The sequence below is a fragment of the Candidatus Methylomirabilis sp. genome, assembly GCF_028716865.1.
Lineage (GTDB): Bacteria > Methylomirabilota > Methylomirabilia > Methylomirabilales > Methylomirabilaceae > Methylomirabilis.
In genome coordinates this window covers 87506-100193 of record NZ_JAQUOY010000002.1, presented here as the reverse complement: position 1 = coordinate 100193, position 12688 = coordinate 87506, and the positions used below count along the sequence as shown (strand labels likewise).

The following is a 12688-nucleotide window of genomic DNA, read 5'->3' as shown; positions in this document are numbered from 1 at the left end:
GGAAGCGGATGGCCGTTGTCTATCTGAACGGGCGCTACGTGCAGGCTGAGCGGGCAAAGGTGTCAGCGTTCGACCGAGGGTTCTCGTATGGCGACGGCCTCTTCGAAACGATTCGAGCATATGCCGGGTGGGTCTTTAGCCTCGAATGCCACCTTGCTCGCCTCAAGAAGGGCGCCGATCAGATCGGGATTCCGTTCAAAGGTGACGTGGGTGAGTGGCGGCAGGTGATGAGTAAGCTGCTCCGGCGCAATCGCCTTCAGGCTGTTGATGCCTCTTTGCGGCTGACGGTGACGAGAGGCCCGGACGTGCTCGGTTCCCTCCTGCCTTCTGATGCCCCCTCCTCGCCCACATTGCTGCTGGTTGCCAGGCCCCTGGACGCGGGAATCGCCGAACGTCAACAGGTCGGAATCGGCGTGATCACGGTTCACTGGGGAAGCCCATTCAACCCGCTTCAGATCAAGTCGCTCGACTACCTCTATAACATGCTGGCAATGGCCCAAGCGCGCCGTGAAGGGGCTCAGGAGGCCCTGTTTGTCGATCACGATGACTGCGTCGTCGAGGGAGCCACGAGTAACCTGTTCTCATTCTCGAAAGGGGTATTGACAACCCCTCCTTTAAGCTCTGGACTCTTGCCAGGAATTACCCGGGATGTGATTATCGAGCTGGCTAAGAAAGATGGTCTGAGGGTCAGCGAAGCCCCGGTTCATCTCAACGATCTCCTCGTGACTGACGAAGCGTTCCTGACCGGTTCCCTGAAGGAGATCATGCCGCTTATCTTCGTTGATGGCAGCAAGATCAGTACCGGCAGTCCTGGCCCTGTGACGCAACATCTCCAAAAATGCTACCGGGCAGCCGTCGAAAAGGAACGGACGCGGGCGCATGTAGGGGCGCACTGCGTGCGCCCGTGCGGGGCATGAAACCGTGAAATCTGTGGTGAGCCGCGCCAAACAGCCGGATCTGAGCGTGACCGTCGCGGGAATTGCGATGCAAAATCCGGTGATGACTGCCTCCGGGACGTTTGGCTATGCTCAGGAGTTTGAGCCTTTCCTGGACCTCTCACGTCTGGGGGCCATCGTCGTCAAGACCATCACGCTGCGTCCACGAGCCGGGGCCCAGCCTCCACGGATCGTCGAGACCCCGGCCGGGATGCTCAATGCCATTGGTCTTCAGAACGTTGGTCTGCAAGCCTTCATCGAGGAGAAACTGCCCTACCTCAGGAAGTTGGGCCCCCCGATCATCGTTAATATCGCCGGCGAGTCGATCGAGGACTACGTTGAACTGGCGAAGAGGCTGAGCGATCAGGAGGGAATCAGCGGGATCGAGTTGAACATCTCATGCCCCAATGTAGCCGACGGCCTGGTCTTCGGCTGCAATGCCATACTGGCCAACAAGCTGGTCGCGTGTGTGCGACAGGCCACTCGACTCCCACTTATTCCGAAGCTCTCCCCGAACGTCACTGATGTTGCTGAGATGGCAAGGGCACTGGCGGATGGCGGGGCTGATGCGTTCTCCCTCATCAACACGCTGATCGGTATGGCCATCGACGTGCGAAGTCGGCGGCCGAAGCTCGGCAATGTGACCGGCGGGCTCTCCGGCCCCGCCATCCGGCCAATCGCTGTCCGAATGGTGTGGGAGGTCGCCCGAACGGTCAAGCTGCCGCTGATCGGGATGGGCGGGATCATGACGGCCGACGATGCGCTGGAGTTCCTGATCGCCGGTGCGACCGCCGTCGCAGTCGGGACCGCCAACTTCACCTCGCCGAGCAGCGCCGAGCGAATCATCGATGGCATCGAGGCGTATCTCGTCCGCCACAAGGTTAGCCGCGTCACTGATCTGATCGGGTCCTTGGATCTCAGCGGCACTCCTCGGGAGACAGCAGGGTGATCAAGTCGAAGCCGCAAAAAAGCGATATCCGTACTGCTACCCCCGCCAAAGCCAAGCAGATCGTGGTCGTCCTTGAGCAAACCTACCCTGGTTCCCACGTGACGCTGGATTTCAAGAATCCGTTTCAATTGTTGATCGCCACGATCCTGGCCGCCCAATGTACCGACGAGCGTGTCAATCAAGTCACGAAGGGGCTGTTTAAACAGTATCCAACGCCGAAGTCGTTTGCCGATGCCGAGCCGGTGGAGCTGGAGGAGGCGATCCGATCGACGGGCTTTTACCGCAACAAGGCCAGGAATATCATTGGCTGCTGCAAGAAGCTGGTCGAGGAGTTCGGCGGGCAGGTGCCGCAGACGATGAATGAGTTGATTACGCTGTCAGGCGTGTGGCGCAAGACCGCCAACATCGTTCTGGGCAACGCCTTCGGCATTACCGAGGGGATTGCGGTGGACACCCATGTCACGCGGGTAGCCAACCGCCTCGGCCTGGCCGCCAGCGACAAGCCGGATGAGATCGAAGCTCAGCTCTGCCGGATCATCCCAAAGGAGAAGTGGACCCTCCTCACCCACCTGCTCGTCTTCCACGGCCGGGCCGTCTGCACCGCCAAGCGACCCGACTGCCCCCACTGCCCAGTCCGCCACCTCTGCCCCTGGCCGGACAAAACCACATGACCTATTTTTTCAAAGGAAGATGACTGCGCGAACCACCGTCTCGGGTTACAGGAGAGAACGGAGATCGGCATCGATGGTGCCGAGACCTATTCCTCACCGGGCCGGCGATTGTAACCCAAGTCGGTCAAGGAACTCCCGCGCGACGACTGCGGCATCGCGGTGGCCGACATCCACATCGTAGTTCATCTGTCGCATCACCTTCTCCGAGATCCGTCCTGCTAATCGCTCGATTGCCGTTCGAAGCTCCGGGTGAGCTGCCAGCGTTTCTGTTCGGACGACGGGAATGGCGTGGTAGGGCGGGAAATAGTGCCGGTCATCCTCGAGCATGTACAGATCGAGCCCCTTGATCAGCCCACTGGTCGCCTCGCCGGCGATCAGATCGACAGAGCCGCCGGCAAGCGCGCGGTAGCTCAGCGTCAGATCCATCACATGCGGCGTCTCACTAAATCGCAGCCTGTAGGTCTGTACCAGTCCTTTGTAGCCGTCCTCGCGTTCCAGGAATTCGTATCCGAAGGCGGCCTTCCAGCTTGGCGTATGCGGCGCCGCATCGCTGATTGTTTTGAGGTTGAGTCGCCGCGCCTCGGCGGCTCGAATGAGGATCGCGAAGGTATTATTGAAGCCGAGGGGCGACAGGACTGTGCGACCGGTCTCCGTATACGCTGCAGTGACGCGCGCGAGCACATCCGCATGATCCCGAGCCACCGGTTGATGAAAGATCGCGGTCAGAGCCGTTCCCGTGTACTCGACGTAGGCGTCGATGGCGCCGGAGCGGAGCGCCTGATCGGCGATGAACGTGCCGCCGAGATTGAGACGACGCTCAACCCTGAGATCGGTTGTCCGCTCGATCACCTGGGCCAAGAGCTCGCCGAGGATGACCTGTTCGGAAAAATTTTTCGACCCGATGATGACTCGAGAGCCCCAGCGCCCAGAGATGGCGAAGCTACCCGTCACGATCAGTGCCAGGACGATCCCGACGGCTGTCAGGGCCCGGGCCGTCACGCGCCGCGATTGGGCAGCCCCCGGTGTCATGGCGCGCTCGAGCCATCCGAGTGAGGCGTCCACCGTAAGGGCGAGGAGCGCAGCCGGCACCGCGCCCGCCAGGATCAGGGTCGGCTCGGTCATGGAGAGACCCCGGAAGATATAGTCGCCGAGCCCTCCGGCGCCGATGGCGGCGGCAATCGTGGCGGCGCCCACGCCGACCACCGCGGCCACCCGCACCCCCGCTACCATCGTCGGCATCGCCAGCGGCAACTCGACCTGCAGCAGCAACTGTTGCGGTGTCATCCCAAGAGCCACACCCGCATCCCGAGCCGCCCGATCGATCCCCTGGATACCGGCGACCGTGTTGCGCATGACCGGCAGTAGCGCATAGAGGATAAGCACGATGAGGGCACTGCGGGCGCCGACTCCCCCAATCAGCGGCAGCGCCACCAGGAATCCGAACATAGCGAGACTGGGCACCGTCTGAGCGATATTGGCGAAAGTCAGCAGCACCGCGCCCAGTCGAGGGCGTCGCGCCGCCACGATCCCGAGCGGGACCGCGATAGCGATCGCCGCGACGGTCGCAACCAGCGTAAGCAGCAGATGCTGAGCAATCGCGCCCAGCATGTCGGCCCGATGGGCGATCCAGAAGTTAATCAGTATCACGGGCGATGACCGGTACTGGCGGCATGGCGTTGAGGAACAACCGGATCCTCGGATCGGCGGCGCGGGCGATGGCCTCCGGAGTATCAAGCGCCACGAGGCGCCCCTGATCCAGGACCCCCAGCTTGGTGGCGAGTGCAAAGGCTTCACCCATGTCGTGCGATACCATGACGACGGTCTTGCGGAGCTGATCCTGAATGCGGTGGAACTCGTGATGCAGCTCGGCTCGCGTGAGCGGATCGAGCGCACCGAACGGCTCGTCCATCAGGATTATGGGGGGATCAGCGGCCAGCGCCCTCGCGAACCCTACTCGTTGGCGTTGTCCGCCTGAGAGCTCGTGGGGAAACCGTCCTTCAAAGGTTGATGGATCAAGCCCAACAAGCTCCAGCAGTTCCTGGCAGCGCGCATGGATGCGGGGCTCCGGCCACCCGTTCAGGCGTGGGACGACCCCGATGTTGCGGCCGATCGTCATGTGCAGGAACAGGCCGACCTCCTGCAGTACATAGCCGGTCCGGCGGCGCAAGGCGATCGGGTCCCACTCGGGTGTCGCCCGACCCTCGACCCGGACCTCACCCGCGCTCGGCACGAGAAGGCGATTGATCAGCCGCAGAATAGTTGTCTTGCCGACGCCGCTACGGCCCACAAGAACGAGCACCTCGCCGCGCTTCACGCTGAAGCTGACATCATCAAGAATGACCGCGCCGCCGGGGGCTCGGTAGTACACGTGGTCAAACTCAATCGCGACCAGGTCGTTCATGGCTGGGAGGAAAAAGGGGTCGGAACCATCGTGTGGGGGATAATCAAGAGGCCAGGAAAAGACAAAATTGATCCCGAGGATCGGTAAAACGACCAAGAATCTGAAATCCGTGGCGCGTAAGCAGCGATTCCATTCCCGACTTGGAGTACTTGTAGCAGTTTTCTGTGTGGATCGTTTCGCCCTGGCGAAAATCGATGTCAAGGTTCAGGTCGGCGATTCTGACGCGTTGATTGCGCATACTGACCAGGTTCATCTCTATTCGGCTGCGTTCGTGATTCCATACCGCCCGATGCTGAAATGCGGCCAAATCGAAATCGGCGGACAACTCCCGGTTGAGTCGTACCAGAATGTTGAGATTAAACTGTGCGGTCACGCCCTGGGCATCATCGTAGGCCGCTTCCAGGACGGCAAGGTCTTTGATCAGGTCAACGCCAAGCAGGAGCCGGTCCATTGGGCGAAGATGGCAACGGAGCATCGTGAAAAACCAGGCGATCTCTTCTTCCGTGAAGTTGCCGATGGTGGATCCCAGAAACGCGACCAATCGAGGTCCGCTTGCGTGTGTGGTAAGATAGCCAAGCCCATCGGCAAATTCGGCCGCCACCCCCACAACCCTCAGACGCGCGTAGTTGTCCAATAGCTGTCGCGTTCCATTCTCCAATCCAGTGGGTGAGATATCAACCGCATAGTAGGTGAGATCCTGCTGCCGAGCCAGGCATGACTCGATCAGATATCGGCTCTTCGTGGAACTGCCGCTGCCCAGTTCGACCAGCGTGAGGTCCGAGGGGCAGCGTTCGATGATTGTCGCGGCATGGCTGTTGAGAATAGCGGTCTCCGCCCGCGTCAGGTAGTACTCGGGCAGCTCACAGATCTGCTCGAATAGGGCGTTCCCGGCGGGATCGTAGAAGTACTTGCAGGGAAGCCACTTCCTGGGAGCGGTCAGCGCCTGCCGAATATCGTCGGCCAGCGTGTCCTGAGCATTCCTTAGCGCAATGCAGATATATCGTTCATCGTCCATGACGTTGCCTCAAGTCCACTGTTCGCGTGATACCGTGCTTTGATCCCACTGTCAAGGAGAAATGCGATTTAGGCCCAGCTTTTTCACCTTGCCCTGTGCGGTGATTCGGATTACCCTTTTTATGAAGCGGGCACTTTCTGTGCGCGGGGTTGTTGTGAGCACTGCTAACCTTCCTACCCGAAGGTATCAAGTCTCCGCCCATGAGGGAAAGCAACTGTTGAGACGGCCTCTAACATTGTTCCACGCCAGGAGACAGGTATGACGCAGCAGGTCCTTGTTTTGATCAGCTTTCTGATTGTGAGCGGTGCACTTGTGCTGGTCTTTCAGATGGTGTTTTTCAGCACAAAAAAAACGAACGACATTGCACCTGCGCGGGTCAATCGCTATCGGGGTCTCTGGTTTCTCATGCTTGGTATTATTCTTGGTGTGGTGTTCTTTTTCACCCTTCCACGCTCTCCCTATCTGCTTTTTGTCCAGGAACGGCCGGAAAAAATCATCGTTGTGACGGCACAGCAGTTCGCGTTTACCCTTTCGGATGAATCGCTCGACAGGGAAAAGACCTCCGCCGAAGCTTCAGGCGGCACCGTTCTACCTGCAGGGGCCTTGGTAGAGTTCCGAGTCACCAGCCGGGATGTGAATCATGGCTTTGGCATTTACGACCCGGAACATACCATCATCGCTCAGGTTCAGGCGATGCCGGGTTACGTCAACCGCTTGCGTATCCGGTTTGAAAAGCCTGGTACATACAATGTCCTTTGCCTGGAATACTGCGGTATCGCCCATTTTATTATGCGCACGAGTTTTGAGGTACGATAAGGAGAAGACGAAATGGAGCAAGCAAATTCTCGCATGACCGCCTTGTGGATCTATACCGGTCTCACTTTATTTCCCATTCTGATCCTCCTCGGAATCTTCATGCGTGCCAATCAGGGAGGGGTGATTACCGTACCGGCGGACCGTTTTTTCTCATTTCTCACCCTCCATGGCCTGGGTATGGCGGGTCTCTGGTTCGTTTTTGGCATGGCAAGCAACAACTACCTACTGAACAAACACTCGGCTTCACCGTTGGTCGGAAACATCATCGCCTATATCCTGACACTGATAGGGGTGGTCTTGCTGATCATTGCGACCTTCATCGGGAAATTTGCTGCCGGATGGTATTTCCTCTATCCCCTTCCCTTTTACAAGACATGGGAGAGCTGGGCAACGCCGCTCTTTCTCGTCAGCATCGGGGTACTGGGGGTTGGGTGGCTGGTCTGGACCATTTCCATGCTGATCGGCATCTTGCGGAAATATTCATTGCCCCAGGCTCTGGCCTGGCATTACCTCCGCGGGAGAAAAGAACCGGAGGTCCCACCGTTCATTGTCGTTCTCACCGCGACGCTGATCGGTATTTTTATTTGCCTGCTTGCCGGGGTGACCCTGCTGAGCCTGTACTTTGGTGAGTATCTGGGGTGGTTCAAAAACGATGCACTCCTGATGAAGAATTTGACGTTTATATTTGGACATACGCTGGTGAATGAAATGCTGTATTTGGCGGTAGCGGTGCTATACGAGCTCTATCCGGAATTCGGCCATCGCGCGAAATGGAAGACCACATGGTATGTGGCATTATCCTGGAATGCAACCTTTCTTATCGTGATGTTCGCCTACTTTCACCATTTGTATATGGATTTTGTCCAGCCGACCGGATTTCAATTCATCGGTCAGATCGCCTCGTTCCTTGCGCCTATCCCTGCGGCTGTGATCACGATCTTCAGCGTACTCGCCTACACCTACCGGAACTCGATGAAATGGAATCTGGCCTCTCTCCTCTACTTTTATGGCGTACTCGGTTGGGCGATAGGGGGGGTGGCAGCCGTATTAGATGCGACGATCGTCAACAATTTTGTTCTTCACAATACCCAGTGGGTTCCCGCCCACTTTCATACCTATAACCTGCTGGGTCAGATCTTCTTCAATCTCGCCTTTGTCGTCTGGTTCGCTGAGAAGGTGTCCGGTACACCCTTCTCTGTCGGATTATCGAGGAGCATCTTTGCGTTGCTCTTATTGGGAGGTTGGGGATTTGTGAGCATGTTTTATCTTTCGGGAACGTTCTCCATCCCCAGAAGATTCAATCTCTATCCGCCCGATCTGTCCATGGGCACAACACTGGCGAAAGCTGCCGCGGGCTTCGCTGTACTGTATTTACTGGGGATAGCCTTCTTTTTCTTCGGAGCGTCAAAGCGATGCGCCAGAGCCTTTTCTCGCTGATTCTCATACCTCTTTTAGCGGCTTCCGCCTTTGCGCAACCGGAACTGCCCGAAGAGAATCGATATGTCTTTCGCAAGATGCCGAATGCCCTGATAAAGACCGCTCATGAGGAGATCCATCTTTCTGAGATTTACACGAGAAACCCTGTGCTTCTCACTTTCGTCTACACCAGATGTCCGACCATTTGCTACCCGTATCTCCAATATCTGCAGAAGGAACTGCAAAAAATTCAGATAGATGGATATCGCGTTCTGGTCCTCAACCTTGATCCTCGGGATACTGTAGAGGATATGGTGAGATTGGGGAAGATCCTGGATGTACCCCGACCAGACAACTGGATGTTTGGCGTGACGAAAGATATAGCAGCCCTTGCCGACAGTATGGGATTTCACTTTGAATGGCGCAAAGAAATCGGAGGATTTGATCATCCGGCGATGGTTGCCGGTATTGATCGGAATGGATATGTCCTGAGAATTCTTGTAGGTTTTCAGAAGACTGCAAGGCTTGCAGAGGTGCTGAGAGAAATGCAGGGAGAATTTATTCCCTCCTATCCCCTTCCCGGAAAAGAAACTATTTTCCGCTGCTTTGAATACGACCCAATCACAGGAAAATGGCGAATGGGGCCAGGGTTTCTGATTCTTTTCACTCCAGCCCTGCTGGGTCTCTTCGGGCTATTATCCATGTCTCTGATCATAAAACCCTCGACCGGAGGAAAACGGAGGTAATTACATGGTGACAACTTACTGGCATCGAACAAAACTAGGTAATGGGGGTCACATGGGAGGAACTGTGCAATCCATTGAAATCGTTGGTGCCGGGGGCGGGAGTCGAACCCGCATAGGCCGAAGCCCGCAGGATTTTAAGTCCCGAGCGTCTCCCAGTTCCGCCACCCCGGCAAGGTCGTTCCCGCGCTATCCGGACTGGCGCCGGCGTAGCTTCTCTTTCAACTCGTCAGGGGCTTTCGTGACCACGATGTTCCCGGACCGGACAACATAGAGCGGCTGATCTGTCTGGGTATCGTATTGGTCCGTGCGGATGATCTCACTGACCACCAGCTTCACACGGATCCGGCTACCGTCCTCGGTCTCGTACTCATTCCACTCCTCGCGCAGTGTCCGAAAATCGAGATCGACCCCGTCAACAGCCTCAGTGCCGATCTGGACCTTGATGCGCTTCGCCACGCGCCATCCCCTTCCTTCGCTATTGTCCGCCGCGAACCGGCGGCTTAACCAACGCGCACTCGACGGCCGTTGTGAGTGACATGATCACAATCCAGAACAAGTATCCGACATGGTGGAGGCGGCGGGCGGACCGAATAAAGGTTTCGTAGACCTTTGGCACGAGAAACTCCATATAGCATGATAGCAGAGACAACCCGCGATTACTGACACTTTCAAGTTAAGCTCTACTATCGTCAATACCGGCTTTGCCCTATGACATTGTATACTTCTAGCACAAAAACATCACAATCACCATAGCCTTCTGCTAAAGCAATAGCTTTGCGCAAGCGCTCTTCGCTCTCTGCTTTGCACTGTACTTTTCCTTCAAGTTGAGCCATGCCTTGCCGATAACGAATATACGGCATATCGGGGCGGCCTAGCGACCCATTACGCTTAGCAGCGCAAGGGCTGCTACCCGCTCGTTTTCACGCCCTCGCGGGACTTACCCAGAAGGAGCCTGCGTGACCGCTAGGATTGGCTCATCGCTGCTTGCTCATATCCCGACTCTCACTCCGCCCCTGAACCAGGGCAGTTCCTTACTGAAGCGACTCAACCTGGATCAGGCGCTTCAGGGGCGCGTACTCGCGGTACGTGGCAGTCAGGTAGTAATCTCCATGCTGGGGGAGCAGATCGCAGCAGAAAGCCTCCTGCCGCTACAGGTCGGGCAGGTCTTGAACCTTGTGGTACGCGAAGTCCGACCTGACCGAGTCGCTTTGCATGTGGCCTCAAAGATTGAAGAGGAGGCGCCGGGACTCCGCCGTATCGCCGATCAGGAGCTGAGTGATTTGCTGTCCACACAGCACCTTCTCCCCGACCGCACGAACCTGCTGATCGCTCGCGCGCTTCTCCGCAATTCGCTCCCCATCACGAATACGATCGTATCGGCGGCACGCAACGCGCTCCCGTTCATTGAGGCGCCTCAAGCAGACGACATCGAGGCGGCAATCTTCCTCATGCTCAAAGAGTTGCCCGTCACACACGAGAGCATGGAGCTGGCAAAGGGCGCACTGCTGCAACCGAATAACCTTGGCGCCCGAGTGCAGGCTCTCGTGACTCAGTTAGTAGAGTTGCTGCTACATGCAGAACAGATAGAGCCAGGCGGTGAGGCTGCCATACTGCCCAGGGATATGCTGGCCCTTGCGTGCCAACTCCTTCATGAGCTGCCTCTCCTCGTACCAGACCAAGTCCAGGGTCAGGCTTTTGCCGCGCTGGTCAAACAGGTACTCAATCAGATCGCTATGCCAACGGAGAACCGCCTCGCGCGGCTCCTCGAAGAAAGTATGCATACCCTGAGAGAGCAGGCGGTGCAGCCATCCACTGCACCAGCCAAAGAGGAAATCATCATTGAGCTATCAAGGCTACCCTCAAACGAAGGCCCTGATCTGGCGCCGCTCGATCTACGGCCAGATCCGGTTAAGACTATGACCTCCACCGCCGACCTTCCTGCTGGAGAGGCGCTTCTCACCGCAGAATCCCCTCAATCGACCCATTCTCTTGTATTGGAACAGGAAGCGACCGCTCCCGCTCCCCCTGCAAGGCTTCTTTCGGAGGAGCCGCACCAGGCGTCACCCGCGTTGAGGCGGCAGCACCCTTCAGAAATAGCCTCCGACTTCCGCCAGCAGCTCGCCTCGATGAACGACGTATTGACTCAGGCCTCAGATGAGCTGCCCGCCCACCATCGTCTCGCACCCCTGCTCCGAGAACTCGGCGGAGCCATCCACGAGATGATCACGATGGTGGAGGCGGAACAGTTGAGTAATGCCGGTATGCCACCGCCTACCCAGCCCCAGGGGTACTACGTCTTCAATCTGCCGATAGCCGCTGCTGGTCAAGATACGACCGACACCGCCGAGGTCCGGATCTACTACCAGCGACGAGGCCACACAAAGCGGGTAGACCCGGAAAACGCGCACCTCGCCTTTCTGTTACAGATGAGTCACCTTGGACCGGTCGATGTCCACGTGGATCTGTACCGGAAGCACCTGCGGTGCCGCATTGAATGCTCGAACGACGAGACGATTGGCCTGTTTCAGGAGTCCTCGCTCGAGTTGCGGGAGCGCCTTCACATTTCCGGTTACACTGTGGATTCCATTCGCGCCCTCATTGCCACCAGACTCAATACGCGATCGAACCGAGAGCCCATGCCACCTCTCTTCAAGATCGACATCCAGGTCTAGGGGGGCTGCCGTGCAGAAGGCCGTTGCCCTGAAGTACGAACCGCCCAAGGACTCGGCGCCAGAGGTGATCGCCTCGGGCCGCGGGCAAGTCGCTGAGAAGATCATCGAACTCGCCAAAGCGCACGGCATCTACATCAAACAGGATCCTGACCTGGTGGAGGTCCTCTCCAGGCTCGACATCGGCGAAGCAATCCCGCCTGAGCTCTACGCCGTCGTGGCCGAGGTGCTGGCCTTCGTCTACCGGGTCAACGCCAAGAAGCGACTGTCCAGTGGTCCCGGTCAGTCCTCCCGCCCATAAGCGCCGCCCGAGGTAGTTCAAGACAATGTCACGGCTGATTATGCAGTGATGTGTGCAGTCGTGCGGCTGAGGAAAGATGGCTCTCTCACTCAGAGAGAGACCTGCAGTAGCACCCCATCGGGACTATACCAGTCGTCGCTTTGTCTGCAACTTCGTGATGAACTGAGTCAGCCGCTTCTCGTCGGCTCGCTTCAGATCAGTCACACGGAGCGCGACCCTGCGTAAATCCCGTCCGGATCGGACAGATTGCTCTGTCCGGACGACCTGTACGGCGGTCTGCAGGGGAGGCTCGTCGCGAGAGAATATTACCGAGACATCGACGGCATCCCCGACCTCCATTCGCCCCTCGCACACCAAGAGCAAACCGCCACAACTGATGTTCACTGCCGTCGCTCGCTTGCGCGGCGCCTGAGCACCATTGCCTCTTGACATGACGAACTCTACATCGAGTAGGCACGGCTGTCTGACGTGCTCTCTCCGCTGATGCCTTTGCACCTCGCCAGGAGGGGTAAGGTAGAAGAGAAGGCCTGACGAGCGGAGAAGCGTGGAGGTAAATCGATAGATGGCATCTTCCACTGTCGCCGACACGCGCACGTCCCGTGCTGTGGTCAAGGATCCCGCCGACTTGCCCTGGTTCTCCTCAGACGCCAGAGATACGACCAGCGTCTGCACATCGACGTGCAGAATCGTGCCGACCATCGAGACGGGGCAGTCGGCGAAGTCGATCGTCACCTTAAGACCCTTCCTGATTCTCTCCCGCATCGAAACC

The 12688-nt window shown here is 57.7% G+C and carries 14 protein-coding genes and 1 tRNA gene; 8 read left to right on the top strand and 7 right to left on the bottom strand.

What is annotated here, in order from left to right; all coding sequences use genetic code 11:
* Positions 1-8: 8 nt before the first annotated feature.
* The 3 genes from PHV01_RS01625 to nth are packed head-to-tail and all read left to right on the top strand — an operon-like array spanning position 9 to position 2555.
* Positions 9-917: an aminotransferase class IV gene (locus PHV01_RS01625; RefSeq protein ID WP_337289401.1), complete on the top strand. Its 909-nt coding sequence runs from the start codon at positions 9-11 to the stop codon at positions 915-917.
* A gap of 13 nt (positions 918-930) precedes the next feature.
* Positions 931-1884, top strand: a complete 954-nt coding sequence (locus tag PHV01_RS01620; RefSeq protein WP_337289457.1) for a dihydroorotate dehydrogenase — start codon at positions 931-933, stop codon at positions 1882-1884.
* Positions 1881-2555 carry an endonuclease III gene (nth, locus tag PHV01_RS01615; RefSeq protein ID WP_337289400.1) on the top strand — a complete coding sequence of 225 codons (675 nt, stop codon included), beginning with the start codon at positions 1881-1883 and terminating at the stop codon, positions 2553-2555. The genes PHV01_RS01620 and nth overlap by 4 nt, the downstream gene beginning before the upstream one ends.
* 93 nt (positions 2556-2648) lie before the next feature.
* Here nth and PHV01_RS01610 read toward each other — a convergent pair whose 3' ends face one another.
* Genes PHV01_RS01610 through egtD form a run of 3 tightly spaced genes read right to left on the bottom strand, consistent with a single transcriptional unit; the run spans position 2649 to position 5971 of the window.
* A complete protein-coding gene (locus PHV01_RS01610; protein WP_337289399.1) occupies positions 2649-4202 on the bottom strand; it encodes a glycine betaine ABC transporter substrate-binding protein in 1554 nt (517 codons plus the stop codon).
* Positions 4189-4956, bottom strand: coding sequence for an ATP-binding cassette domain-containing protein (locus tag PHV01_RS01605; protein WP_337289398.1), 768 nt, complete (start codon positions 4954-4956; stop codon positions 4189-4191). The genes PHV01_RS01610 and PHV01_RS01605 overlap by 14 nt, the downstream gene beginning before the upstream one ends.
* A 43-nt stretch (positions 4957-4999) precedes the next feature.
* Positions 5000-5971: an L-histidine N(alpha)-methyltransferase gene (gene egtD / locus PHV01_RS01600; RefSeq protein WP_337289397.1), complete on the bottom strand. Its 972-nt coding sequence runs from the start codon at positions 5969-5971 to the stop codon at positions 5000-5002.
* 258 nt (positions 5972-6229) lie between these two features.
* Here egtD and PHV01_RS01595 point away from each other — a divergent pair, with 258 nt between their 5' ends.
* From PHV01_RS01595 to PHV01_RS01585, 3 genes are read left to right on the top strand one after another with little or no spacing between them, the layout of a single operon-like run.
* Positions 6230-6787, top strand: a complete 558-nt coding sequence (locus tag PHV01_RS01595) for a hypothetical protein (RefSeq protein WP_337289396.1) — start codon at positions 6230-6232, stop codon at positions 6785-6787.
* Positions 6788-6799: 12 nt separating this feature from the next.
* Positions 6800-8224 (top strand): cbb3-type cytochrome c oxidase subunit I, encoded by a 1425-nt coding sequence (locus PHV01_RS01590; protein WP_337289395.1) that lies wholly within the window; start codon positions 6800-6802, stop codon positions 8222-8224.
* Positions 8200-8949, top strand: coding sequence for an SCO family protein (locus tag PHV01_RS01585; protein ID WP_337289394.1), 750 nt, complete (start codon positions 8200-8202; stop codon positions 8947-8949). The genes PHV01_RS01590 and PHV01_RS01585 overlap by 25 nt, the downstream gene beginning before the upstream one ends.
* 84 nt (positions 8950-9033) lie before the next feature.
* Here PHV01_RS01585 and PHV01_RS01580 read toward each other — a convergent pair.
* The 3 genes from PHV01_RS01580 to PHV01_RS01570 form a co-directional block, all read right to left on the bottom strand.
* Positions 9034-9120: transfer RNA gene (locus PHV01_RS01580), tRNA-Leu, on the bottom strand.
* Positions 9121-9135: 15 nt separating this feature from the next.
* Positions 9136-9405 carry a hypothetical protein gene (locus PHV01_RS01575; RefSeq protein ID WP_337289393.1) on the bottom strand — a complete coding sequence of 90 codons (270 nt, stop codon included), beginning with the start codon at positions 9403-9405 and terminating at the stop codon, positions 9136-9138.
* Between the two features lie 19 nt (positions 9406-9424).
* Positions 9425-9565: a hypothetical protein gene (locus tag PHV01_RS01570; protein ID WP_337289392.1), complete on the bottom strand. Its 141-nt coding sequence runs from the start codon at positions 9563-9565 to the stop codon at positions 9425-9427.
* A gap of 340 nt (positions 9566-9905) precedes the next feature.
* Between PHV01_RS01570 and PHV01_RS01565 the strand changes: the two genes are divergently transcribed.
* Entirely contained in the window at positions 9906-11621 is a 1716-nt protein-coding gene (locus tag PHV01_RS01565) for a flagellar hook-length control protein FliK (RefSeq protein WP_337289391.1), read from the top strand.
* A 10-nt stretch (positions 11622-11631) separates the two neighbouring features.
* Complete coding sequence (locus PHV01_RS01560; protein ID WP_337289390.1) at positions 11632-11919, top strand: EscU/YscU/HrcU family type III secretion system export apparatus switch protein; 288 nt, start codon at positions 11632-11634, stop codon at positions 11917-11919.
* 123 nt (positions 11920-12042) lie between these two features.
* Here the strand turns inward: PHV01_RS01560 and PHV01_RS01555 are convergent, their stop codons facing one another.
* Positions 12043-12681, bottom strand: coding sequence for a PilZ domain-containing protein (locus tag PHV01_RS01555; RefSeq protein ID WP_337289389.1), 639 nt, complete (start codon positions 12679-12681; stop codon positions 12043-12045).
* Positions 12682-12688 lie beyond the last annotated feature (7 nt).